The 22,285-nt window shown below is 61.7% G+C and carries 21 protein-coding genes; 11 read left to right on the top strand and 10 right to left on the bottom strand.

The genetic code is table 11. The features are described 5' to 3' along the window. Nucleotides 1–3: 3 nt before the first annotated feature. From FHW37_RS25400 to FHW37_RS25430, 7 genes are all read right to left on the bottom strand, one after another. On the bottom strand, nucleotides 4–759 hold the full coding sequence (locus tag FHW37_RS25400; protein WP_186458383.1) for an amino acid ABC transporter ATP-binding protein: 756 nt from the start codon (nucleotides 757–759) through the stop codon (nucleotides 4–6). Beyond that, complete coding sequence (locus FHW37_RS25405; protein ID WP_145641451.1) at nucleotides 756–1,748, bottom strand: NAD-dependent epimerase/dehydratase family protein; 993 nt, start codon at nucleotides 1,746–1,748, stop codon at nucleotides 756–758. The genes FHW37_RS25400 and FHW37_RS25405 overlap by 4 nt, the downstream gene beginning before the upstream one ends. A 3-nt stretch (nucleotides 1,749–1,751) precedes the next feature. Next, nucleotides 1,752–2,426 carry an amino acid ABC transporter permease gene (locus FHW37_RS25410; RefSeq protein ID WP_145641453.1) on the bottom strand — a complete coding sequence of 225 codons (675 nt, stop codon included), beginning with the start codon at nucleotides 2,424–2,426 and terminating at the stop codon, nucleotides 1,752–1,754. A 13-nt stretch (nucleotides 2,427–2,439) separates the two neighbouring features. Continuing rightward, the gene (locus FHW37_RS25415) at nucleotides 2,440–3,105 is read right to left on the bottom strand and encodes an amino acid ABC transporter permease (protein WP_145641454.1); all 666 of its coding nucleotides are present in this window, start codon (nucleotides 3,103–3,105) and stop codon (nucleotides 2,440–2,442) included. A gap of 74 nt (nucleotides 3,106–3,179) precedes the next feature. Continuing rightward, nucleotides 3,180–4,022: a substrate-binding periplasmic protein gene (locus FHW37_RS25420; protein ID WP_246690901.1), complete on the bottom strand. Its 843-nt coding sequence runs from the start codon at nucleotides 4,020–4,022 to the stop codon at nucleotides 3,180–3,182. Between the two features lie 24 nt (nucleotides 4,023–4,046). Next, nucleotides 4,047–4,961 carry a polysaccharide deacetylase family protein gene (locus tag FHW37_RS25425; protein WP_145641456.1) on the bottom strand — a complete coding sequence of 305 codons (915 nt, stop codon included), beginning with the start codon at nucleotides 4,959–4,961 and terminating at the stop codon, nucleotides 4,047–4,049. Continuing rightward, on the bottom strand, nucleotides 4,961–5,440 hold the full coding sequence (locus tag FHW37_RS25430) for an ureidoglycolate lyase (RefSeq protein WP_145641457.1): 480 nt from the start codon (nucleotides 5,438–5,440) through the stop codon (nucleotides 4,961–4,963). The genes FHW37_RS25425 and FHW37_RS25430 overlap by 1 nt, the downstream gene beginning before the upstream one ends. A gap of 242 nt (nucleotides 5,441–5,682) precedes the next feature. Between FHW37_RS25430 and FHW37_RS25435 the strand changes: the two genes are divergently transcribed. Further along, complete coding sequence (locus FHW37_RS25435) at nucleotides 5,683–6,351, top strand: GntR family transcriptional regulator (RefSeq protein WP_145641459.1); 669 nt, start codon at nucleotides 5,683–5,685, stop codon at nucleotides 6,349–6,351. Here FHW37_RS25435 and FHW37_RS25440 read toward each other — a convergent pair. Next, nucleotides 6,317–7,255: a LysR family transcriptional regulator gene (locus FHW37_RS25440; RefSeq protein ID WP_145641461.1), complete on the bottom strand. Its 939-nt coding sequence runs from the start codon at nucleotides 7,253–7,255 to the stop codon at nucleotides 6,317–6,319. The two genes, FHW37_RS25435 and FHW37_RS25440, sit on opposite strands and share 35 nt — an antisense overlap. Nucleotides 7,256–7,448: 193 nt before the next feature. On the opposite strand from FHW37_RS25440, the gene FHW37_RS25445 reads away from it, so the two are divergent. Then, nucleotides 7,449–8,015, top strand: coding sequence for a chromate transporter (locus tag FHW37_RS25445; RefSeq protein ID WP_145641462.1), 567 nt, complete (start codon nucleotides 7,449–7,451; stop codon nucleotides 8,013–8,015). After that, nucleotides 8,012–8,542 carry a chromate transporter gene (locus FHW37_RS25450; RefSeq protein WP_145641464.1) on the top strand — a complete coding sequence of 177 codons (531 nt, stop codon included), beginning with the start codon at nucleotides 8,012–8,014 and terminating at the stop codon, nucleotides 8,540–8,542. The genes FHW37_RS25445 and FHW37_RS25450 overlap by 4 nt, the downstream gene beginning before the upstream one ends. Before the next feature lie 83 nt (nucleotides 8,543–8,625). On the opposite strand, the gene FHW37_RS25455 is transcribed toward FHW37_RS25450, so the two are convergent. Both FHW37_RS25455 and FHW37_RS25460 read right to left on the bottom strand, forming a co-directional pair. After that, nucleotides 8,626–10,350 (bottom strand): M28 family peptidase, encoded by a 1,725-nt coding sequence (locus FHW37_RS25455; protein WP_145641465.1) that lies wholly within the window; start codon nucleotides 10,348–10,350, stop codon nucleotides 8,626–8,628. Between the two features lie 222 nt (nucleotides 10,351–10,572). Continuing rightward, a complete protein-coding gene (locus FHW37_RS25460) occupies nucleotides 10,573–11,373 on the bottom strand; it encodes an IclR family transcriptional regulator (protein WP_145641467.1) in 801 nt (266 codons plus the stop codon). Nucleotides 11,374–11,655: 282 nt separating this feature from the next. Between FHW37_RS25460 and FHW37_RS25465 the strand changes: the two genes are divergently transcribed. The 8 genes from FHW37_RS25465 to FHW37_RS25500 all read left to right on the top strand — a co-directional run bounded on the left by FHW37_RS25465 (nucleotide 11,656) and on the right by FHW37_RS25500 (nucleotide 22,284). Beyond that, on the top strand, nucleotides 11,656–13,308 hold the full coding sequence (locus FHW37_RS25465) for an ABC transporter substrate-binding protein (RefSeq protein WP_145641469.1): 1,653 nt from the start codon (nucleotides 11,656–11,658) through the stop codon (nucleotides 13,306–13,308). A 116-nt stretch (nucleotides 13,309–13,424) separates the two neighbouring features. Then, nucleotides 13,425–14,402, top strand: coding sequence for an ABC transporter permease (locus FHW37_RS25470; RefSeq protein ID WP_145641471.1), 978 nt, complete (start codon nucleotides 13,425–13,427; stop codon nucleotides 14,400–14,402). Then, nucleotides 14,395–15,309, top strand: coding sequence for an ABC transporter permease (locus tag FHW37_RS25475; protein ID WP_210249318.1), 915 nt, complete (start codon nucleotides 14,395–14,397; stop codon nucleotides 15,307–15,309). The genes FHW37_RS25470 and FHW37_RS25475 overlap by 8 nt, the downstream gene beginning before the upstream one ends. Then, nucleotides 15,306–16,343 (top strand): ABC transporter ATP-binding protein, encoded by a 1,038-nt coding sequence (locus FHW37_RS25480; protein ID WP_145641472.1) that lies wholly within the window; start codon nucleotides 15,306–15,308, stop codon nucleotides 16,341–16,343. Before FHW37_RS25475 ends, FHW37_RS25480 begins: the two co-directional genes overlap by 4 nt. After that, nucleotides 16,340–17,341 carry an ABC transporter ATP-binding protein gene (locus FHW37_RS25485; protein WP_246690902.1) on the top strand — a complete coding sequence of 334 codons (1,002 nt, stop codon included), beginning with the start codon at nucleotides 16,340–16,342 and terminating at the stop codon, nucleotides 17,339–17,341. Before FHW37_RS25480 ends, FHW37_RS25485 begins: the two co-directional genes overlap by 4 nt. An 18-nt stretch (nucleotides 17,342–17,359) precedes the next feature. Continuing rightward, entirely contained in the window at nucleotides 17,360–18,367 is a 1,008-nt protein-coding gene (locus tag FHW37_RS25490) for an NADPH:quinone reductase (RefSeq protein WP_145641474.1), read from the top strand. A gap of 46 nt (nucleotides 18,368–18,413) precedes the next feature. Next, nucleotides 18,414–20,264, top strand: coding sequence for a hydantoinase B/oxoprolinase family protein (locus FHW37_RS25495; protein ID WP_246690903.1), 1,851 nt, complete (start codon nucleotides 18,414–18,416; stop codon nucleotides 20,262–20,264). Next, nucleotides 20,251–22,284, top strand: coding sequence for a hydantoinase/oxoprolinase family protein (locus FHW37_RS25500; RefSeq protein ID WP_210249319.1), 2,034 nt, complete (start codon nucleotides 20,251–20,253; stop codon nucleotides 22,282–22,284). The genes FHW37_RS25495 and FHW37_RS25500 overlap by 14 nt, the downstream gene beginning before the upstream one ends. The last annotated feature ends 1 nt before the right edge of the window (nucleotide 22,285 follow it).

The raw sequence follows: 22,285 nt of genomic DNA on the forward strand, positions 1-22,285 counted from the left end.
GTCCTAGTGTCTGATGACCTGCTGCAGGAAGGCCTTGGTGCGTTCATGCTGCGGGTTGGAGAAGAATTCTTCCGGCGTGTTGCGCTCGACGATCTGGCCCTTGTCCATGAAGATCACCTGGCTCGCCACCGAACGGGCAAAGCCCATTTCATGGGTGACGCAGACCATGGTCATGCCTTCGCGCGCCAGTTCGACCATGACGTCGAGCACTTCCTTGATCATTTCCGGATCGAGCGCCGAGGTCGGCTCGTCGAACAGCATGATCTGCGGTTCCATGCAGAGCGCGCGGGCAATCGCCACGCGCTGCTGCTGGCCGCCGGAAATCTGCGACGGCATCTTGTGGGCATGATCCGAAATGCGCACGCGCTCGAGATAATGGCGCGCCAGCTTTTCCGCCTCGGCCCGCGTCTTGCCGCGGTTCTTCATCGGCGCGATCATCAGGTTCTGCAGCACGGTCAGATGCGGGAAGAGATTGAAATGCTGGAAGACCATGCCGACTTCCTGGCGCACCTTGTCGAGATTGCGGGTGCTGTTGCCGATCGCGATGCCGTCTACGGTAATCGAGCCGCCGTCAAAGGTTTCGAGCCCGTTTATGCAGCGGATCAGCGTCGACTTGCCGGAGCCGGACGGGCCGCAGATGACGATCCGCTCGCCGCGCGCGACATCGAGATCGATGCCGGCAAGCGCCTTGAAGTTCGAATAGGATTTCGTCACGGCGCGCATCTCGATCACGGTGCGCCCAAGGGTGGGAGTGTTCATGCGCTGATCCTCTTCGGGAGCGGGTCAAAGGTCGTGAGCCATTCGGCGTAATCGGCAGCGGCAGTCTCGCCGCGGTATTTTGGCGTGTAGCCAGTGTCCTGGGACAGGCGGTCGATAGAGAGGCTTGCCCGGTCCTGCGCCATCGTCACCGTAACATTCGGGGCCTCATCCGAGGTCGCTACCGTCGCGCCATGGCCACCGACCGAGCCGGAAAAACCGTTGGCCCAGTCGAGCACCGTCTCGCTTGCGCCGGCGCCGATATTGTAAACTGCGTGCCGAAGTTCCGTGCCTGTAAGGAGGTCGGCGAGGCCTTGAGCGGCATCGCGGCTGTAAAGCCAGTCGCCGAGAAGCGGGCGGGCGAGCGCAGCGGCAGAACCCTTGCGCCATTGGGCCAGAACCTGGGCATGCGGGCTCAAGAGCGGGCGCACACCCGTATGATATTCCCATGGGCCGAACAGCGGCCCGAGCCGTGCGATCCTCAGGTCGAAGCCGTAAAGCGATGCAAGCCGCTGCGCCGTATTTTCCGCAGCAGCCTTGGTGATGCCGTAGAGGCTAGCGGGATTGGGCGCACGTTCTTCCGCAATCGGCCCATCCGCGAGATCGACATGGCCGTAGACCGCGACGCTGCTGGTGGTGACGACCCGTTTCAGATCCGGCGCGTTCCGCAGCATTTTCAGAAGCGTTGCGGTGCCGCCGACATTGACGGCGATGATGCGGGCCGCCATTTCGCGTTCGGCCTCGATATCCGGCGTCATGGCAGCCAGATGCAGGACGGCCTCGGGGCGGGCTTGCGCGATGACAGCGCCGAGATCGGCCTCGCTGCAGATATCGCCGAGAGCGATTTTTGCGCCGGCCAGAGCTTTGGCATCGCGAAAGGCGTCCGGCAGGGGCGAGGTGGCGAACAGCGTCACCTCGTGGCCGGCGGCGAGCAGCGTTTCCGCCGTCGCAAGCCCGACGAAGCCGGTTCCACCGGTGATCAGGATACGCAAGGCTCAGGCCCTTCCGACAATGGCTTTGCGCTCCAGGCGGGAGACCCAGTGGGAAAACGGCCAGAGCATGAGGAAGAAGATGACGGCAGCAGCCGTCAACGGTGTCGGATTATAGGTCTGTTCCTGGGCGACACGGGCTGAGCGCAGCAGTTCGGGAAGCGCCACGAGCGAGGCGATCGAGGTCGTCTTGACCAGTTCGAGCGAGTTGCTGGCAAGCGGTGCGACGACCTTGCGGACAGCCTGCGGCAGGATGATGTAGATCATGCCGCGGAACTTGTGAAAGCCGAGTGCGGCCGCCGCCTCATGCTGGCCTTTCGGAATGGATTCGAGGCCAGCGCGAAAAATTTCGCTGAAATAGCCGGTATTGTTGATGACGAGAGCCACGACCACGGCCGTGAAGCTGCCGAGCGTCAGCCCGAAAAACGGCAGGCTGTAATAGATCAGCACGAGCAGGACCAGAACCGGAAAGGCGCGCAGGAGATCGATGACGATCATCATCAGCCGGCGGATCGCAGGGCCCGAAAAGCTGTACATCACGGCGACGGTGAGGCCGGAGAGGAGTGACAGCGGCAGGGCGACGATCGCCAGCAGCAGCGTCAGCTGCAACCCCTGCAGCAGCAGCGGATAGATCAGCTTGAGCGAGTCGAAATTGGCGAAGTTGAGAAGAAGAAGATCCATATCCGTTTTCCCCTCAATGCGAGAACCGGCGTTCCACATAGCGGCTGAAAGCCACAAGCGGGATGAAGAACAGGAGGTAGAAGAAGGCGGCAAGCGTCAGCGGCGAAGGGTTTGCCTTGATCGACATGATGCTCTGGGCGGCACCCAACGTTTCCTGCAGCGACACCGCGACACCGAGCGCGGTACCCTTGGTAATCGCGATAGAGCGGTTGGTGACGAGCGGCAGCGCGAGCCGCACGGCCTGCGGCAGGATGATGTAGGTGAGCGTGCGCCACGGCTTGAAGGCAAGCGCGGTCGCGGCCTCCCATTGTCCCTTCGGCACCGCGATGATCGATGCCCAGAAGATTTCCGCGGCAAAGGCGGACAGGACGGCGGCAAGGCCGAAAACCGTTGCCAGGAAAGGTGAGAATGTCAGGCCGAGATAGGGAAGGCCGAAATAGACGAAGATCAGTACAACCAGCTGCGGCAGGGTCCGAAAGATCTCGATATAGGCGGTGATCAGGCCGTCGATGACGGGGTTGCGCAGACAGCGGAGAATGGCGAGCGCCAGCCCCATGATGAGGCCTATGGCGATCACGGCCAGCGACGCCTGGACGGTCACCCAGAAGCCGGCCAGCACTTCCGGAAAGGCTTCCCGGATGATGTCCCAGTTGAGATAGTTTTCGAGAATTTTCTGCATCGCGCGCTCCGGAAAGGGGCCGCCGACTTCAGGTCAGCAGCCCCGATGGCCAGTCCTTACCCTAAAGGTGAGGCTTACTTGCAGGACAGCTCATGCGGCGTGGCGTCATAACCGGTGAAGCCCGGAGCGCCGTAGCCAGGATAAATGGTGGTCAGCGGGCTGTCGGCAGCCGGCTTCTCGTTGTACCACTTCTCGTAAAGGGCGGCGAGAACGCCTTCCTGCTTCAGGCACTCGATGGCGTTTTCGACCTGGTTGCGCAGCTGGACGTCTTCGTTGCGGAAGGCGTAGCCGAACTTGCGGCCGTCGAAATCCTTGAAGGCGACTTCGATCATCGGGTTCTTGCTGGCGGCATAGACCGTGGTCGGAATTTCGTTGAGCGCGGTGAATGCGCGGCGCGTCAGGACAGCCTGGACGGAATCCGGGAAGGTGTCGTAGCGCTGGACTTCAAAACCGTATTTTTCGGCATTGGCGGTCGCCCAGGTGTCGGACAGCGTGCCGCGGTTGACGGCGACAGCCTTGCCCTTCAGATCCTCGAAGCCGGACATTTTTGTGCCTTTTGCGACGATGAAGCCGTTGCCGGTCGCAAAGATCGGCTCGGCGAAAAGCATCTTTTCGCTGCGGTCCTTGGTGATGTTGAGCGGGTTGACGGTGATGTCGATGCGGCTTGCGAAGAGGGCGGCGAACAGACCCGAGAAGTTGACGTCGGTGATCTCGACCTTCGGACGACCGATCTTCTTGCCGATGGCGTTGATCAGGTCGACACCAAAACCTTCCGGACCACTGGCGCCACGGACCATCCAGGGTGCAACGCCGAAGTCGGAGCCAACGACGAGCGGCTTGGCATCTTCGGCACGGGCCATCGAGGCAACGGTCAGTGCCAGCGCGCCGGCAATGGTGGAAAGAAGCATTTTTTTCATTTTTCAGTTCCCCTTATTTAGGACTTAGGCTTGAGGTGGATGGTGGCGATGCCAGTGGCGGGCGATCTCCGACCGGGTCGTGACCCAAACGTCGTCGCGGTGTTCGGCAACATGATCAAGGAAGCGCTGCAGGCCCGACGCGCGGCCCGGATGACCGGCAATGCGCAGGTGCAGGCCGACCGACATCATCTTCGGCGCGACCGGGCCTTCTGCCAGCAGCATGTCGAAACTCTCGCGCAGCATGCGGAAGAAGGCCTCGCCGCTATCGATCGCGCCGCGCATGAATTTCGCGTCATTGTTGGTCAGGCTGTAGGGCACGACCAGATGGTTCTTGCCGTCGACGTCGAGCCAGTAGGGCAGTTCGTCGTTATAAGCGTCGCTATCGAAGAGAAAGCTGCCGTTTTCGCTGAGCAACGCTCGGGTGTTCATGCTCGGTCCGTAACGGCAGTACCATCCATCCGGTGCGCGGCCGGTCGTCTCGCGAATGGAAGAAACGGTGCGGGCAATCCGGTCACGTTCTTCTTCACGCGTCAGGGCGCGGTGATGTTCCCAGCGCCAGCCATGGGCGCAGATATCGAGGAGCTGGCTGTCGCGAATATGCGCTGCAATCGCCGGATTGCGTTCCAGAGCCAGGGCGCAGGCCATGGCCGTCGCCGGCATCTGCCGTTCTTCGAAGAGACGGATGATCCGCCAGTAACCGACGCGGCTGCCATATTCGAACATCGATTCCGCGGCGAGATCGCGGCCGGGAAAGTTGCCGGAGGCGCCTTCCGTGAGGGCTGCTTCGGTTGCCGGATCGCCATCGTCGATCGAGGCTTCGGAACCTTCCTCGATGTTGATGACGAAATTCAGCGCGAGTTTTGCGCCGCTCGGCCATTTCGGATCGGGCGGCGTCGGCCCGTAGCCTGCGAAATCACGGATCGGATGCTTGATCGGCATCAGACGGCCTCCTTGAAGTCGATCTGGATCGGCCGCTCGAGTGGCAGGAAGATGTCGGTGTCGGAGGCGGACTGTTCCATCGCCATCGTCACCACGAATTCCGACGGAAGATCGAGCACGGACATGCCCGAATGCCAGACATTGCGGCGGTAGACGACGCCCTGGCCCGGATTGGAAACGAAAGCCCGCACGCCAGAGAGATCCGGCCCGCCATCGGCCAGCGAGGGGCAGACGACGATCAGCATGCGCTGGCCCGACAGGGGAAAGAAGGCTTGGTCCGAATGGGGATGCCGCTCAAGCTGCGAAACTTCGAAGGGAAACGAAATCGCCTCGGCGATCCTGGTGACCCAGAAGGCCTGTTTCAGATCCTCGGCGCCCGCAAGCGCAAAGCGGTGGCGGCGTTCATTGCCCTGGTGGGCGACGACTTCGCCGAACTCCACAAAGGCTTCCGCAGACAATGGGCGGGCATGCAAATTCACGAGGAGCTCCGTTTATGGATGCGCTTTACTGCTATTGAATACCTGTGGTATCCCAGCTGGATACGAATGGGATTTCTATAGAGCAAAAAATGTGCTGTAAAGCGATTCATTGCACCGCAGCATAAATTGTTCTGAGGGTGCTCATTTCGATTGGACTGCTGGCGCTTCGTTCGCACCTGCAGTAACGAAGGACAGTTGCAGCATGTTCTGACAACAGTCTGCAGCCTTATGGGAGACGGCATATGGATGAGGTTACCGAAATCGCGAAGGCACCGGGCAAGAAGTCTGTCAGCCTCACCGAGCAGGCCTATCAATATGTCCGAAGCCTGATCCTGGCGCAGGAGCTGAAGCCCGGCGAGGTCTTTACCGAACGCGCGCTTGCCGATCAGCTGAATGCTTCACGCACGCCGATGCGGGCGGCGATCAACCGTCTCGTGGGGGAGGAGCTGGTCGAGCGCCTGTCGAATGGCACGATCGTCATCAAGCAGGTGGCGATCGAGGAGCTGATGGATATCCTGATCATTCGTCGCATGCTGGAAGGCGAGGCCGCGGCGCAGGCCGCCCAGCGGCACATCCCCCACAGCGTCGACGGTATCCTGCAGAAGAGCCGCGAAGTGGCGGCCAATCCGGAAATGGATCTCGAGCCCTTCTGGAAATACGACGATGAATTCCACGAGTTCGTCGCCAATGCCAGCGGCCGGCCGATCCTCAAGCAATATGTCCAGAACATCCGCCAGCGGGCGCGCATGTGCCATGTCGTGCGGATGGAAAAGAATTTCGAAAACCAGGCGATCGAACATATCGCCGTCCTGGAAGCCATTGCCGCCGGCGATGCCGCCAAGGCCCGCGAGGCGATGGAGGCGCATGTCGATGGCGTCAAGGACCGCTTTGTCCGCTGGTATTTTGCTTGAGCCTTTCGCGGCCGACGATCTCCAGAAACAGCTTTAGCGGACCGCTCGGCCGTCCGTAACGATGAACCAGATGCAGCGGCGCCACGAGATCCGTATCGGTGCCGAGGCGCAGATAGGCGATGCCCTTCGTTCCGAGCTGTGCCATCGAGGCCGGAATGATCGAAATGCCGAGCCCAGCGGCAACGAGGCCGAGCGTCGACAGCAATCGTGGCGCTTCATGCCGGATATGCGGGCTGAAACCGGCCGCAAGACAGGCGGCGATAATGCCGTCGTAAAGACCTGGCCCACTCCGCCGCCGGTAAAGGATGAAGGCCTCGCTCGCCAGTTTCGACAGGGCGATGGGCGCTGAAGGCGCACCGCTTGCGGTGACAAGCGGATGGCGCTCGGGCAGGGCAACCAGCATTTCCTCGTCAAGGATACGCGAGACCACCAGGCCGCGCTGCTCCAGCGTCTTCGAGCGGACAAAGGCGACATCGAGAAGACCGGCATGCAGGCCCTCGATCAGGTCCGGCGAGCTGGTTTCATCGAGGGTCAGCGTCACATCAGGCGATTTTTCGCCAAGAAGCCGGATGGTCGACGTGACCATCGGGTGAAGCGCGGAGGAACTCGTATAACCGATTGCGAGACGTCCCTGTTCGCCCAGCGCATGCCGCCGCGCGGATTCCACGGCGAGATCCACATCCGCCAGAATAACTCTGGCCCGCTCGACGAAAATCCGCCCGGCATCGGTGAGCTCGACGCCGCGGGGAAGGCGGTTGAACAACGGCGCGCCGATCATCGTTTCCAGTCTGGCGATCTGCTGGCTGAGCGGCGGCTGCTGGATGCCCAGCCGCTCCGCCGCGCGGGTGACATGGCCTTCGTCGGCGACGGTGACGGCATAACGGAGATGGCGTAGTTCGATCATGGCATATCTCTAGCATATGGATATTGCATGATCCATATATTGGACCTTTGCCGGCAACAGGCGTAGCTTGATTCTGCTACCAGCTGATGCGTGCCTTTCGGCTCACGGCTTCCCATTCCGCTCAGACAGAACTGCCATGCTGCGGAGCCTTTCCGACCGTCCGGTTTTCCGGATCAACAGAGATAAGAATGCCATGAATGTCATGTCCCCCGTGCCCATAGTCGAGCGAGATCCGCCGAGTGTCGCGCAGCTGTTCACCGGTTTTTTCCAGCTCGGACTGATGGGGTTTGGTGGCGTCCTGCCGCTGGCGCGGCGCATGGTCGTTGAGGATCGTCATTGGATGACGGGTGAGGAATTCACCGAATTGCTCGGCCTCTGTCAGTTCCTGCCCGGCGGTAATATCATCAACATGTCGGTTGCGATCGGCGCGAAATTCCATGGCGTGCTGGGTGCCATCTCGGCGCTGCTTGGCTTGATTGTGGCGCCGACCGCGATCGTCATCGGTCTCGGCGTCATCTACGACCAGTTCAGCAATGATCCGCGTATCGAACACATGTTTGCCGGTCTCGCCGCCGCGGCGGCGGGTCTGCTCGTTTCGATGGCCATCAAGATCGTGACGCCCCTCTGGCGCCGGCCGATCGCCGTGGTGATCGCCGCGATCTGCTTCTTCGCCATCGCGGTCCTTGGGCTGCCGCTTGTCACGACGATGCTCGTGCTTGGCACGATCAGTATTCTCGTCACATGGAGGTTCGAAGGATGACCGCGACACTCATTGCCCTTGCGATCATCTTCACGCAGCTCTCGATTGTTGCCTTTGGCGGCGGAAATTCGATCCTTCCGGAAATGCACCGGCAGGTCGTCGATGTGCATCACTGGATGACGGCGCAGCAATTCAGCGCCCTGTTCGCCTTGGCGCAGGCTGCGCCGGGGCCGAACCTGATGGTCGTGCCGCTGGTCGGCTGGCATGTTGCCGGCTGGGGAGGGCTGCTCGTGACCTCGATTGCCAAGTTCGGCCCGTCCTCGGTCATCACTTATTTCGTCGTCAGTCTCTGGACTCGTTTCAAGGACAAGCCATGGCGCCGGATCGTGCAGGCCGGACTCGTGCCGATGACGGCCGGTCTTGTTGCCGCCAGCGCGGCGGTCATCACCGTGGCCTCGGTTCAGGGTGTGGTGCTGGCAGGCATTGCGGCAGTGAGTGCGCTGGTGCTGACCCGTACGAAAATCCATCCGCTCTGGGTGCTTGGTGCAGGCGCCTTGGTCGGCCTGAGCGGGATCGGTCAGGTCTGAAGCGCCTGCCGTAATATCCGGCTTCGGGCTGCAGTACTATGGTCACCCATTGCTGCAACCCGAAGCATTTTCAGTCTTTTTGCTCAGCGCGCGCTGGCGACCAGATCCGTGGCCTGGCGCAGCATGCTGACGACGCGGTTCTGGCCGCGGGTCAGTTGCGTCAGGGCAAAACCCAGCTTGGTTGGTCCGAGCTTGTCCAGATCCGCAGCGGTCGACAAGGCCGGCAGCGGCGGGATGGGGATGGCCGGGTCATGCCGGAACCGCTGCTCGCGCGTAAAGTTCAGGGGAACCAGAATGCGGGCGAGTTTCTGGATGACGCGATTGGCGTGTTTTGCGTCGACGGCACCGGATTCAATGCCGGAATAGAAGCCCGCTAGAGCAGCCTGCAACTGTTCCGCAGCCTTGCGCGACAGGCCGAGATCGAAACGTGCACCCGCCTTCTGCTGGTATCCGTCGATCGTTTCGAGGAATTCCGCTGCCGTCGCCCGCCAGTCGAAGGGCAGGATTCTGGCATTGGCATTACGCAAGACGGCCAGCAGATAGACCTTGATGTCACGCAGCAGGATATCCTTGTCGGCAATCTCCAGCGTGTCGTTTTCCGTATGCCAGGCAATATTGCCGCCGCAGCCGCCGACCGTATAATAGCCCTTTTCCTCGCGGTCGCGGCCGGTCATGGTCGAGGACAGCATCAGGTAGCTCGAAAGCCCGATATTGTTGAAGGAATAGTCGCCGGCGCGATGCGGGCGCTCGCCCTCGGCCTTCATGCCGGCCACTTCCTCGATAACGTCGGAGAGAAAGGCTTCCGTCTCCGTCATCATGCAGAGGTTGATGAATTCGGTCGCCCAGCGGCAGCCGGGGCTGTCGCAATTGACGGAGGTGACGCAGTTCTCGTCGAGATCCAGCGCGAAATTGTCGGAAAACCAGGTGGAGCCGGCATAACGGCCAGTCGAATGGCCCGGCCACCAGCAGATGCGCACCGAACGCTTCAGCTTGTCGCGGTTTGCCCAGAGCACGCGGGCGATTTCCAGAAGTGTCGCGTCACCGGTGGCATTGTCGCCGACACCGACATCCCAGCTGTCGAGATGGCCGTGCAGGAGAATGTATTTTTCGGGTTCTTCCGTGCCCTTGATGAAGACTTCCGGCAGTTTCGAGGAGAACCAGCCTTCTTCCATCTCGGTAAAAACAGTCACTTGGGTACCGGTCTTGGCAAGCTCGATCAGCGCATCACCGCTCTCGCGATTGACGGCGACGGCAGGGATGGACGGCTTGCGCGGCAGGTCGTCGAGATCGGGCGTGCCCCAGACCGTCGTGCAGGTGCCCCAATGGACATCGACGCCCGGATTGATGGCGATGACGCCGATCGCGCCAAGCTCGGTGAACTGAGAGACGAGACCGGGATTGGCAAAACCTTCCGATAGCACGACCTTGCCGCGCACCATGGCGGCAAGCGCGCCGGTGCTGTCCACGGTCTTCTCGAACATGGTCGAGATCGCCTTCGGCTGCAGGCTGGCGATATAAACGAGTTCGCCGGTCACGCCATCGACGGCATCCAGCGCATAGGACGGCGGCTTCGCGCGGAATGTCGTGCCGCCAGCCTCGACGCGGGCCGAAATCGGCAGGCTGAGGTAAAGGCTCGGCTCGTGCATGGTGGCTTCGATGCCGTATTTCTTCAGCCGCGCGGCAATCTCGTCCATGGCGCGGTTCACGTCCGCCGGATGTTCGCGCTTGTAGGTGGAAAAGCTTTCGATCAGCGACCAGGGCTCATCGAGTGTCACCGCTCCCAGAACGGCGGATTCGATCTCGTTCATCTGCAATACTCCCCTAATTGTTTTATTAGATGAAACATCGTTTCAGAAAACGAGATGACGCTAACAGAGGATTTATGGCCTCGCAAGCGGGTTCGATTGTTGGATGGAGGAGAAGGTCAATCTGGGAAGGCTGCCGGCGGCGCCTGTTTGCCGCGCAAAAAGCTTTGGCGCCCACATGGGCGGGCGCCATTCTTCAGGGAATGCAGATCGGTTCGGTCAGGCTCACGCCTTTGACTTGGCTGCGTTCTTTTCAGACGGTGCGTGGATGGACATGCGTTCGGAAATTTCCGCTGCCGCCTCCAGAACCGCCTTCAGATAGGTTTCCCTACGCTCCTCGTCGAAACGCACGACGGCGCCGGCGACTGAAATCGAGGCGATGATCTCGCCATCTGCGCCGAGTATGGGCGCGGCCACGGAAAACGCGCCATCATCGAGATCGTTGAGGACGATATTGTAGCCATTGGTCTTGATGCGTTCGAGCATCTGCATCAGTCGCGTGGGATCGGTCACCGTATGCGCGGTGAAGGTTTCCAGCGTTTGAGACAGAACGGATTCGATGATGGCGGGGCCGGCATATGCCAGCAGAACCTGCGAACTGCCACCGGCATGCAGAGGTCCGTAGCGCCCGGCCTGTGCAAAAAGCCGGATCGAATGCCGGCCGGCACGGGTTGCGAGCACGCAGGTTTTCAAACCCTCACGCAGCACGAGGTTGACGTTTTCCGATGTGCTGTCGCGCAGCGCATCCATGACCGGGCGGGCGGCATGCAGCAATGCGCCATCCTTGCCCAGTCGTTCTCCCAGCACGCCAAGTCGATACCCCAGCGAATATTCGGTGCGCTCGGGATCGCGGGAGACGAAACCGCGCCCCTCCAGCGTATGGAGCAGGCGGAAGACGAGTGATTTCGTCATACCCAGCGACTTCGCCAATGACGTCACACCCTGGTCGGGCTGGTCTGCCAGTGCCTCAAGCAGCAGCAGCGCGCGGTCCACCGCCACGATCGTATAATCTTTTTCCTCGGTCACCGACCGTCTCCTCGCCTTGCGAATTGGATTGCCTAAGCGTGTTGCAATCTTCTTGGAATGTGTTTTACTGCTTCGCAAATGCGAAACGATGTTTCATAGAATAAAACATTGCAGGACGAGATGCAATTGGTTGCACGCCGTCATCAATGAAATCTGTGGATTAATTCGGCCATCCAAATGCACGCACAGAGTGCTTGGGGTCGGTCTTGGATTTGCAAATCAGAGGGCAAAAAGCCCCTGGCAAAAATAAAGAATAGTCAATCTATTCAGAGGAGAACGAGCATGAAGTCGATTTTCAGAAGTGCATTGACGTCTCTGATGCTTGCTGCCGTCGCCCTGCCTGCATGGGCCGGCGATCCGATCCGCAAGATCACTCTTTTGACCCGTCCGCAGGCGGGCCAGCAGGCCGAGTTCCAGTCCGTCCAGCTGATCGCCCAGGAATGGCGCAAGCTCGGCCTCGATGTTGAGGTCAAGGCCATGCCCTACGAGCAGCTTTCCGACGAGGTCTGGTACAAGCGCGACCAGTGGGATTCGACCGCCTGGCAGATGGTGGGTCGTCCCGAGCGTTCCGATCCGGACGAACTGGTCTTCAATCTGTTCCATTCCTCGACTGCCGAGAACGGTTATAATTTTGCCGGTTACCTCAGCAAGGATTACGATGCGACGGCCGAAGCGCAGCGCGGCGAGATCGACCAGGACAAGCGCAAGTCGCTGGTCTTCAAGGCGCAGGAAATCCTGAGCAAGGACCAGCCCTATATGATGCTGGTCCATCCGAAATCGACCTTCGCCTTCGACAAGACGGTTTTCAAGCCGGAAAGCGTCGTCAACCAGAGCGGCATCGGCATCCGCAATACCTGGACGTTCATGAATATCGAGCCTGCCGGCGCGAAAAAGGACCTGATCATCAGCTCCTCCGACAATATCAGGGCGATCAACCCGCTCTATATTTCCGGCGGTGTCGACAGCTGGGTGACGGAACTGATCTGGGACCGCCTTCTGCGCGTCGGCCCGGATGGTCTGCCAAAACCTTGGGCCGCCGAAAGCTTCGAATGGAAGGATGGCACGACCATCGACGTTAAGCTTAAATCGGGCATGAAATGGCATGACGGCGAACCGGTGACGCCGGAGGATGTGAAATTCTCCTTCGAGGCTGCCGTCGGCGGCGAAGCGCCGATGTACAAGCCTTTCGCCACCAATATCGACTCGATCAGCATCAATGGCGATGTCATCACCTTCAAGCTGAAGAAGCCGGCCGCTTCCTTCGTCACCTCGAGCCTCGCCAAGATCAACCTGATCCCGAAGCATATCTGGGAGCCGATCCTCAAGGATCTGGCGACCAAGCCGGAAACGGCGGAAAGCTATCAGGAAAAGACCCCGATCGGTTCCGGCCCGTTCAAGTTCTCCGCCTGGGCGAAGAATGAATCCGTGACGCTGGTCGCCAACAAGGATCACTTCAACGCGCCGAAGATCGATCGCTGGATTCTCCGCATCGTTCCGAATGCCGAGGCCTCGCTCGGCATGCTGCGCTCCGGCGAAACCAACTTCATGGGTGAATTCACCGGCGATCCGCAGATCCTCCAGAAAGCTGCCGAACAGGATGGCGATCTGGAAGTCGTCTCCACCGTTGACATGGGCTTCCGTTATATCGCTTTCAACGAGCGTCGTGCACCGTTCAACGATCCGGCCTTCCGCCGCGCACTTTCGGAAGTGGTCGATCGCCAGCTGATCGTCAAGGCGGCCTATCGCGGGTTTGCGGTTGCCTCGAATTCGATCGTCTCGCCGGCGCTTGAATACTGGCACGACAAGGCCGTTGTCGACGGCTTCAAGACCGGCCGCGAACTTGCTGCCAAGACGCTGGCCGATGCCGGTTACACGCTGGAAGGCGGCAAGCTGCATTATCCCGGCGACACCAAGGAAAGCCTTACCGCCAAGTGATGCGGTGACGATGCCTTGCGGAGGCGGCAGGTGCTGCCGCTTCCCGTTCTGCATGACCTGACGCTTGAGCACCGGTTTCGCGAATATGAGACCGGGCCAAGAAGGGGAATTTCCAGATGAGCAATTTCAAGGCCGTGGGCAGCAGGCTTCTGCAGCTTGCTCTTGTCCTGTGGGCGGTGGTGACCATTCTTTTCCTGATGTTCCGGCTGATGCCGGGCAATCCGATGGCCGCCTATATCGACCCGACCTTCACCGTCGAGCAGCAACAGCAGCTGATGGCGCAGTTCGGTCTCGACAAGCCGCTGTGGCAGCAATACTTGATCTATCTCGGCAACTTGCTTCAGGGTGAGCTCGGCCAGAGTTTTCGCTACCGCGAGCCGGTCGGCGACCGGATCTGGCTGCTTTTGCCGAACACGCTGATCCTCACCTTTTCCTCGCTCATCGTTGCCTATGTCTTCGGCATTCTCGCCGGTGCCTATCTCGCCTGGCGGCGCGGCAGCTGGGTCGAGCAGACCGCCATCCCGCTGGTGCTGACCACCCGCGCCATGCCGGAATTCTGGCTCGGCATGGTGCTGCTCGCCATCTTCTCCTTTTCGCTCGGCTGGTTTCCGGCCGGTGGCACGCGCAATCCTGGCGCCGAATATTCCGGCTTTCTCGATCTTTACACGTCGCGCGATTTCCTCGCGCATCTGGCTTTGCCGGCTGCGACGCTCGCCATCTACAGCCAGGGCCTGCCGCTTCTCCTGATGCGCTCCAACATGCTGGACGTGATGAAGGAGGATTTTGTCACCATGGCGCGCATCAAGGGCCTGTCCAACTGGACGGTCGTCGTGCGCCATGCCGCCCGCAACGCGCTCCTGCCGGTCATGACCTCGTTTGCGATCGCGGTCGGTTATCAGCTGCAGGGCAATGTCGTGGTCGAATCCGTCTTCTCCTGGCCCGGCCTTGGTCGCGAACTGGTCAATGCCGTCGCCTCCTCCGACTATCCGCTGGCGCAGGGCGCATTCCTGATGATCGCGCTCGTGGTGATCTTCATGAACCTGCTCGCCGACATGCTTTACGCCTTCCTCGATCCAAGGATTTCCCATGCCTGAGATCGCTGTTCCAACGATGGCAAGATCGCGCCGCGCCAACATTTTCGCCAGGATGTTTCGCGCCCTGAAACTCCCGACCAACGATCCTTTCGCCGTTGCCGGGCTTCTCATCTATCTCGTCTTTATCATCACCGCGATCTTCGCCGACAGTATCGCAACGCACGACCCGAACGAGATCCTCTACACACCGGCCTACGATCTTGCGGCGGACCTCCGGCCGGGGCAGGAGGGTTTCGTGATGGGAACCACCAGCCTCGGCCGGGATGTGTTCTCGCAGCTGGTCTATGGCAGCCGCTCGGCGCTGCTGATCGGCATCACCGCTGCTTTCATGGTGGCGCTGATCGGCTCTGTCATCGGTCTTGTTGCCGGTTATTTCGGCCGCTGGGTCGATACCGTGCTGATGCGATTGGCCGATATCGCCTTCGGCATTCCCTTCCTGCCTTTCGTCATCGTGCTCGCCGCCTTCCTGAAACCGTCGATCTGGAACGTGGTGATCGCCATGGCGCTGGTCCTCTGGCGTGACACCGCCCGCGTCATCCGCAGCCAGGTCCTGACATTGCGTAGTCGTGGTTATGTTGAAGCCGCGCGGGTTGCCGGATCGTCGCATTTCAAGATCATCCTGCGCCATATCGCGCCGAACATCCTGCCGCTGTCCTTCCTCTACGGATCGATCGCGATCGGCTGGGCGATCCTCACCGAAGCCTCGATCAGCTTCCTCGGTTTCGGCGATCCGGATTCGATCAGCTGGGGCTACATGCTGCAGGATGCCTTTGCCAGCCAGGCGCTCGCCAAGCAGGCCTATTACTGGTTCGTGCCGCCGGGCGTCTGCATCATCCTCGTCGTCAGCGCGGGCTTCTTCATCACCCGCGGTTATGAAAACCTCCTGTTTCCGAAGTTGGGCCGATGACCGAATCGCTTCTTTCCGTGCGCGATCCCCTTCTTTCTGTGCGGGATTTGCGCGTCAGCTATCAGGTGGGGCGCAATTTCGTCCATGCCGTGGATGGCGCGAGCTTCGATGTGCCGAAAGGCTCGATCACCGGCCTGGTCGGCGAATCCGGCTGCGGCAAGACGACGATCGCCCGCGCCCTGACCCGCGTTATGGCCGACAATGCCTCGATCTCCGGCGGCCAGATTCTGTTCGACGGCAAGGATCTCGCCAAAATCCCCGAGCGTGAAATGAATGCGCTGCGCTGGCGCGATATCGCCTTCGTGCCGCAGAGCGCCATGAACTCTCTCGATCCGGTCTATACGGTCGAATACCAGCTCGGCGAGGTTCTGCGCCGACGCGGTGGGCTTGATCGCAGGCAGGCGCGCGCCCGGTGCGAAGAGCTGTTCGAAATGGTCGGCATCGATCCCGGCCGGCTTACCGACTACCCGCACCAGTTTTCCGGCGGCATGCGCCAGCGCGTGGCGATCGCGCTGGCCTTGGCGCTCAATCCAAAACTCATTATTGCCGACGAGCCGGTGACGGCGCTCGATGTCATCGTCCAGCGGCAGATTCTCGACCAGCTGAAGGAATTGCAGGAGCGTCTGGGCCTCTCGGTCATTCTCGTCACCCACGATATCTCCGTCGTCGCCTATATCTGCGATCGCACTGTCGTCATGTATGCCGGCAAGGTGGCCGAATCCGGCACGATGCAGGCAACCCTGACCGCCCCGTCGCATCCCTATTCCATGGGCCTGCGCAACGCATTTCCCGATCTGCAGAGTGCTGCCGCTGGCATCCTGACGCCGATCGAGGGCGCGCCGCCCAACCTTGCCAATCCGCCGGCCGGCTGCCGCTTCAAGCAGCGCTGTCCCTTCGCGCTCGATCTCTGCGGCGCCGAACCGCCGGTCATCGAGGTGGCGCCCGGCCATCCGGTCCTCTGTCATCGCGCAAAGGAAAGTGCGGCTTTGCGCATCGATGCGGCCAGAACCGAGACATGGATGGCGAGTGCATGAACATGATGATGGGCAAAGCCACGAGGAAAACGGAAGTCCTGATCTCCATCCACGAGGCGCGGCTGCATTATGCGGTCGGCGGCGCCTTTGCAGCCATGCGCGGCAAGTCGACGGTGGTGAAGGCTGTCGATGGCGTCACCTTCGATATCCGCCGCAGCGAAAGCGTCGGCCTGCTCGGCGAATCCGGCTGCGGCAAGACGTCCATGGGGCGTCTGCTTTTGAAGCTCGAGGACACCACTGACGGAACGATCCATTTCGACGGCGAGGAACTGACGAAGATCCAGCGCAAGCGGCTGAAGGAATTTCGCACCCGCGCGCAGCTGATCTTCCAGAACCCATTCGATGCCGTCAATCCGCGCTTCACCATACGCCAGACTTTGTCGGAACCGCTGGAAAATGCCGGCATCAAGCGCAGCGAACGTGAGGCGCGCATCATCGCAGCGCTCGAACTGGTGCGCCTGCCGGAGCCGGCCCAGTTTCTCGACCGTTATCCGCATCAGCTTTCGGGCGGCCAGCTACAGCGCGTCGTCATGGCCCGCGCCCTGATCCTGCAACCGGAATTCGTCGTTGCCGACGAGCCGGTATCGATGCTCGACGTTTCTGTGCGCGCCGGCGTGCTCAACGTGTTTCGTGATGTGCGCGATAGGCTCGGCCTGACCGCGATCTATATCAGCCATGACCTCGCGCTGGTCCGCTATGTCTGCGAACGGACGATCGTCATGTATCTCGGCCGCATCATGGAGGATGGCCCGACCGAGGATATCGTCCACCAACCGCTCCACCCCTATACGAAGGCGCTGGTCGCTGCCGTGCCGGTACCCAATCCGGACCAGAGCCATGATCCGCTGCCGATCGGGCGCGGCGCGCCGGATCCGCGCAATCCACCTTCGGGCTGTGTTTTCCGTGACCGCTGTCCGCAGGCGTTCGAGCGCTGTGCCGCCGAAGTGCCGCAGCCGCGGCCGGTCGGTACGCGCAGTGTCGCCTGCCACCTGTTCTGATCGGAGCGAGGAAAAGAAATGCTTGCCGCCACCTACACACGCACCGGTCCCGCCGCGGAGGTTCTCTCCGTCGGTGAGGTGACGACACCCGTCGCCGGCCTCGGTGAGGTGCTGGTGCGGGTCGTGGCATCCGGCATCAACCCCGCCGATGTGAAACGGCGCGGCGGCTGGCGCGGCATGGACATGGAGCACGAACTGGCCATTCCGCACACGGATGGCGCAGGCGATATCGTCGCGGTGGGCGAGGGCGTCGATCCGGGCCGGATCGGCGAGCGGGTCTGGATGTGGAACGCCCAGGGCGGTTATGGTGAAGCTGGCCGCGCTTTCGGCACTGCCGCCGAGTTTATTGCGATTGCCAGCCGTCAGGCTGTTAGGCTGGCAGATGCGTTGAGTTATGCTGCAGGCGCCACGCTCGGCGTCCCGGCCATGACCGCCTATCGCGCGGTTTTTGCGGATGGGCCGGTCGAAGGACAGACGGTTTTTGTTAGCGGCGCCGGTGGTGCGGTCGGACATTATGCCGTTCAGATGGCGGTTGCCGGTGGTGCGCGGGTGATCGGCACGGTTGGCAGCCCGGAAGCCGCAGCGCATGCCATGGCCGCAGGCGCGACCGCAACGATCGACCGTCGCCGCGAAGACGTTCTGGCGCGGATCATGGACTTTACCGAAGGGCAGGGTGTCGATCGCGTGGTCGAGGTGGATTTCGGTGCCAATCTCGAACTCGATGCCGCCGTGCTAAAACGCAACGGCACGGTTGCCGCCTATTCCTCGACCAGCAATCCGACCCCCATCCTGCCCTATTACGCCTTCGCCTCGAAGGGCGCCAACCTGCGCTTCATCCAGGGATTTGCAATCCCCGAAGCCGACCGGCTGGCCGGCGAAAGGATGATTTTCGAGCTTGCCGAGGCGGGAAAACTGCAGGCGGCGATCGGGGCGACCTTTCCGCTGTCCGAAATCGCCAAGGCCCATGAGCGCGTCGAACGCGGCGGGCTTGGCAATGTCGTCGTTCTGACCGGAGGCCCGTCGTGAGCCTCTCCTTGAAACCAATCCAGTGCATTCGATGAGGATTAGAGAAATGTACAATCCCAAGGAAAGCCCCAGGGAAAGCGATAGCGGGCCTGCAGCCTCCGCAAAGCCGGAAGGTAGCGTTTGCGATCCCGTCTCGCTCGAAATCATCCGTGGTGCGATCGCCGCCGCTCAGTCCGAGATGGAGGCGTTGCTCGAGCGCACCGCGATCTCCGCCTTCATCCGCGAGAAGAAGGATTTTTACACAGCCCTTTTTGATGGCGACGGCGTCATGGCGGTCGGCTCCATGGTGCCGGTCTTCGGCGACATGACCGGTCCCGTCTTCGACAAATTCCCGGCCGATACGATGAAGCCCGGCGACCTCTACTGGTATAATGACTGCTACGGCTCTCGCGGCGCGGTCTCCCATTCCAACGACCAGGTTCTGCTGGCGCCCGTCTTCAAGGACGGCAAGCGCTGCGCCTTCGTGATGAGCTGGGCGCATTTCGCCGATATCGGCGGCATGCACCCGGGCTCGATCAGCCCCGCCGCCACCGATATCTATCAGGAAGGTATCATCATTCCGGTCACCAAGCTGATCGATCAGGGCGTCACCAACGAGGCGACGCTGTCGATCTTTCATCGCAATTCGCGTTTTCCCGAACAGAGCATCGGCGACATGCGGGCGCTGATGGCAAGCGTCGATGTCGGCGTGAAGCGCATCGGCGAGATCCTCGACCGGTTCGGCACGGATGTTGTCGAGGACGCACTGGCCCAGCTCCTCACCCGCACGCGCAAACTGGTGCGCACCAAGCTTGCCGAGACCTTCGACTATGGCACGCACAAGTTCACCGATGCGATTGATACGGACGGCCATGGCAATGGCCCGTTCAAGATGCGGTTCTCGCTCACCCGCGCGAAGGGCGCCGATGGCGAGGACAGTTTTGTCTTCGACGCAACCGAATCCGACGATCAGGCGCCCGGCCCGGTCAATTTCCTGATGAACCGCGGCGTGCCGGGCATGGCACTCGGCCTGTTCTATCTCGGCGGCGATCCGGCCCAGGTGTGCAATGCCGGCGGTCCGCAGGCGCTGGACGATGTCAAGCTGCGGCAGGGCTCCTTCCTGCAGCCGAACTTTCCGGCCGCGCTCGGCATGCGCGGTCTGACCATGATGCGGGTCATCTCGGCGCTGAACGGCCTCGTCAATTCCGCCGGCGGCAAGGCGCCGGCCGCCAATTCCGCCTATGTCATCACCATCATGCGCGGCAATTACAGGAACGATACCGGCGCGATGCAGCGCTTCCTGCTGGCCGACGGTATCGGCGTCGGTTACGGCGCCCGTCCGAATGCCGATGGTATCGATGCCGTCTATTTCGTTGCCCAGGAAAACTATCCGGTCGAGTTCCTCGAAGTCGGTTATCCGGTGCGGTTGCGCACCTATGGTGTCGTCAAGGATTCCGGAGGGGCAGGCCAGTTCCGCGGCGGTTGCGGCATCATCCGCGAATACGAGATTTTGGCCGAGGACATGATGCTCGCAGTGCGTATCGACAGCGTCAAGAACCCGCCCTGGGGCATTCATGGTGGCATGGGGGGCGGCACCGGTCGCGTCACGATCAATCCCGGCAGGTCGGATGAGCGCGTGCTCGCACCGCTCTCGGACGGCAACAGGCTGGTGAAGGGCGATATCCTGCGCATGGAAACCGGCGGCGGTGGAGGCTACGGCCATCCCTTCGACCGCAGCCTCGATGCCGTTTTCGAAGACGTTCTCGGCGGCTTCGTCAGCGCCGAATCCGCCGAACGCCTCTATGGCGTCGCCTTTAACGGCAACCGCATCGACGAGGCCGCGACAAGCGTCCTGCGTGCCGCCCGTCCCCAGACCCGTGCCTTCCATCGTCAGGAGTATGTCGATGTCCTCGCCTGAACTGTCTCTCTCCGTCGCCGTCGATATCGGCGGCACCTTCACCGACGTTGCGCTTCTCGATAAAGCAACCGGCAAGGTCTGGCGTGCCAAGACGCCGAGCGTGCCTTCCGACCCGTCCGAAGCCTTTTTAAACGGCATCCGGCTGGCATTGGCCGATGCGGGCCGCGAAGCGGCATCACTCGGTCAGGTCCTGCATGGCACGACGGTCGCTACTAACATGATCCTGGAGGACAAGGGCGCGCGCACCGCGCTCGTCACCACGCGCGGCTTTCGCCACGTTCTGGCGATCGGCCGGCAGGATATTCCGCGCAAGGCGAACCTCTATACCTGGGTGAAACCGCAGCGCCCGGTTCCGGCCTCGCGCATCATCGAGATCGATGAACGCATCGCTGCCGGTGGCGCGGTGCTGGATGCACTCGACGAGGCGAGCGTGCGCGCTGCTGCCGCAGCGATCCGCGGCATGGATGTCGAGGCCGTGGCCGTCTGCCTGCTGCACGCTTTCGCGAACCCGGCGCATGAGAAGCGTGCGGCGGAAATCCTGCGGGAAGAGCTGCCGGATCTTGCCGTTACGACGTCCACCGATGTTCTGCCCGTCGTGCGCGAATTCGAGCGCACGCTGACGACCGTGCTGAATGCCACCGTCATGCCCGGTGTCACCACCTATGTCGGCCGGCTGGAAAAGCGGCTGGAGGACGAAAAGGTGGCGGCTCCTCTGCTGCTGATGCAGTCGAATGGCGGCGTCGCGGGTGCGGCGACCATTCGCCAGGCCCCGGCGCTGACGGCGCTTTCCGGGCCGGCGGCCGGCGTGGTCGGCGCCCGTTCGGTCGCCGCGGCTTGCGGCATCAAGGATATCATCACCGTCGATATCGGCGGCACCAGCGCCGATATCTGCCTGATCAAGGACGGCAAGATCGGCCTCACCCAGAACGGCAAGGTCGGCGAATGGCCTTTGCCGTTGCCGATGGTGGATATGGTGACGATCGGCGCCGGCGGCGGTTCGATCGCCAAGGTGAGCGATGCGACCCTGTCCGTCGGCCCACAGAGTGCCGGTGCGCGTCCGGGGCCTGCCGCTTACGGCCACGGCGGGCAGAACCCGACGGTTACCGATGCCCATGTCGTGCTCGGCCATCTGCCGTCAAAGCTGCTTGGCGGTCGCATGGCGCTGGATGTCGAGGCTGCCCGAACGGTCGTCGACAAGGTTGCCGAACCACTCGGGCTGGAAACGGCCACGGCCGCCCGCGGCATACTCGCAATCGTCGATAACCACATGGTCGGCGCCGTGCGTGTCGTCTCCGTCGAACGCGGCCACGATCCGCGCGATTTCACCCTTGTGCCTTTTGGCGGTGCCGGTCCGCTCCATGGCTGCTCGCTGGCCGAACTGCTCGGCATTTCTCGCGTCATGATCGCACCGGCCCCCGGCATTCTTTGCGCCGATGGCCTGCTTGCCGCCGATCTCAAGGCCGAGTTCAGCCGTACCCTGCCGAAGGCCGGGGCAATCGATATGGGTGTTGCCGAAGGCATCATCGCCGAGCTTCAGGGACAGGCAGCCGCATGGTTCGATGCGGAAGGCGTGGCCGAGGCTGACCGGCGTATCCAGACGGTGGCGCTCCTGCGCTATCATGGCCAGGGCGGCGAGCTTGCCGTCACCTGGGGCGACAGCCGCGAAGCCGTCGAGGCGGCCTTTGCCGCCGAGCACAAGGCGCTTTACGGCTTTACGCTCGATACGGCGATCGAACTGGTAACATTGCGGATCGAAGCCGCCGGCATGACGGTCGAGCCGCCGCCGGCAGCGCTCGAAGCGGGATCGTCGGTGACGCCGTTCGATCATGTGCCGGTGCATTTCGAAAGCGGCGTCGCGAGCGTGCCGGTCGTCGATCGTTCGACGCTCGGAGCCGGCGCCACTTTCTCCGGGCCGATGATCCTGACGCAGCTCGATACGACAACGCTGGTAACGCCCGGATGGACCGGTACGGTTCATGGTTCCGGCGCGCTTCTTCTGACCCGTAAACAGGATGCCTGAC

Origin of the sequence: Neorhizobium alkalisoli (assembly GCF_007829835.1) — a bacterium.
In the GTDB taxonomy this organism is placed as follows: Bacteria; Pseudomonadota; Alphaproteobacteria; order Rhizobiales; family Rhizobiaceae; genus Neorhizobium.

Excerpts from the sequence above, each read along its gene's own strand:
- FHW37_RS25400 (WP_186458383.1), bottom strand. The coding sequence starts at position 759 with ATGAACACTCCCACCCTTGGGCGCACCGTGATCGAGATGCGCGCCGTG.
- FHW37_RS25410 (WP_145641453.1), bottom strand. The coding sequence starts at position 2,426 with ATGGATCTTCTTCTTCTCAACTTCGCCAATTTCGACTCGCTCAAGCTG.
- FHW37_RS25415 (WP_145641454.1), bottom strand. The coding sequence starts at position 3,105 with ATGCAGAAAATTCTCGAAAACTATCTCAACTGGGACATCATCCGGGAA.
- FHW37_RS25420 (WP_246690901.1), bottom strand. The coding sequence starts at position 4,022 with ATGAAAAAAATGCTTCTTTCCACCATTGCCGGCGCGCTGGCACTGACC.
- FHW37_RS25425 (WP_145641456.1), bottom strand. The coding sequence starts at position 4,961 with ATGCCGATCAAGCATCCGATCCGTGATTTCGCAGGCTACGGGCCGACG.
- FHW37_RS25435 (WP_145641459.1), top strand. The coding sequence starts at position 5,683 with ATGGATGAGGTTACCGAAATCGCGAAGGCACCGGGCAAGAAGTCTGTC.
- FHW37_RS25440 (WP_145641461.1), bottom strand. The coding sequence starts at position 7,255 with ATGATCGAACTACGCCATCTCCGTTATGCCGTCACCGTCGCCGACGAA.
- FHW37_RS25445 (WP_145641462.1), top strand. The coding sequence starts at position 7,449 with ATGAATGTCATGTCCCCCGTGCCCATAGTCGAGCGAGATCCGCCGAGT.
- FHW37_RS25450 (WP_145641464.1), top strand. The coding sequence starts at position 8,012 with ATGACCGCGACACTCATTGCCCTTGCGATCATCTTCACGCAGCTCTCG.
- FHW37_RS25455 (WP_145641465.1), bottom strand. The coding sequence starts at position 10,350 with ATGAACGAGATCGAATCCGCCGTTCTGGGAGCGGTGACACTCGATGAG.
- FHW37_RS25465 (WP_145641469.1), top strand. The coding sequence starts at position 11,656 with ATGAAGTCGATTTTCAGAAGTGCATTGACGTCTCTGATGCTTGCTGCC.
- FHW37_RS25470 (WP_145641471.1), top strand. The coding sequence starts at position 13,425 with ATGAGCAATTTCAAGGCCGTGGGCAGCAGGCTTCTGCAGCTTGCTCTT.
- FHW37_RS25475 (WP_210249318.1), top strand. The coding sequence starts at position 14,395 with ATGCCTGAGATCGCTGTTCCAACGATGGCAAGATCGCGCCGCGCCAAC.
- FHW37_RS25480 (WP_145641472.1), top strand. The coding sequence starts at position 15,306 with ATGACCGAATCGCTTCTTTCCGTGCGCGATCCCCTTCTTTCTGTGCGG.
- FHW37_RS25485 (WP_246690902.1), top strand. The coding sequence starts at position 16,340 with ATGAACATGATGATGGGCAAAGCCACGAGGAAAACGGAAGTCCTGATC.
- FHW37_RS25490 (WP_145641474.1), top strand. The coding sequence starts at position 17,360 with ATGCTTGCCGCCACCTACACACGCACCGGTCCCGCCGCGGAGGTTCTC.
- FHW37_RS25495 (WP_246690903.1), top strand. The coding sequence starts at position 18,414 with ATGTACAATCCCAAGGAAAGCCCCAGGGAAAGCGATAGCGGGCCTGCA.
- FHW37_RS25500 (WP_210249319.1), top strand. The coding sequence starts at position 20,251 with ATGTCCTCGCCTGAACTGTCTCTCTCCGTCGCCGTCGATATCGGCGGC.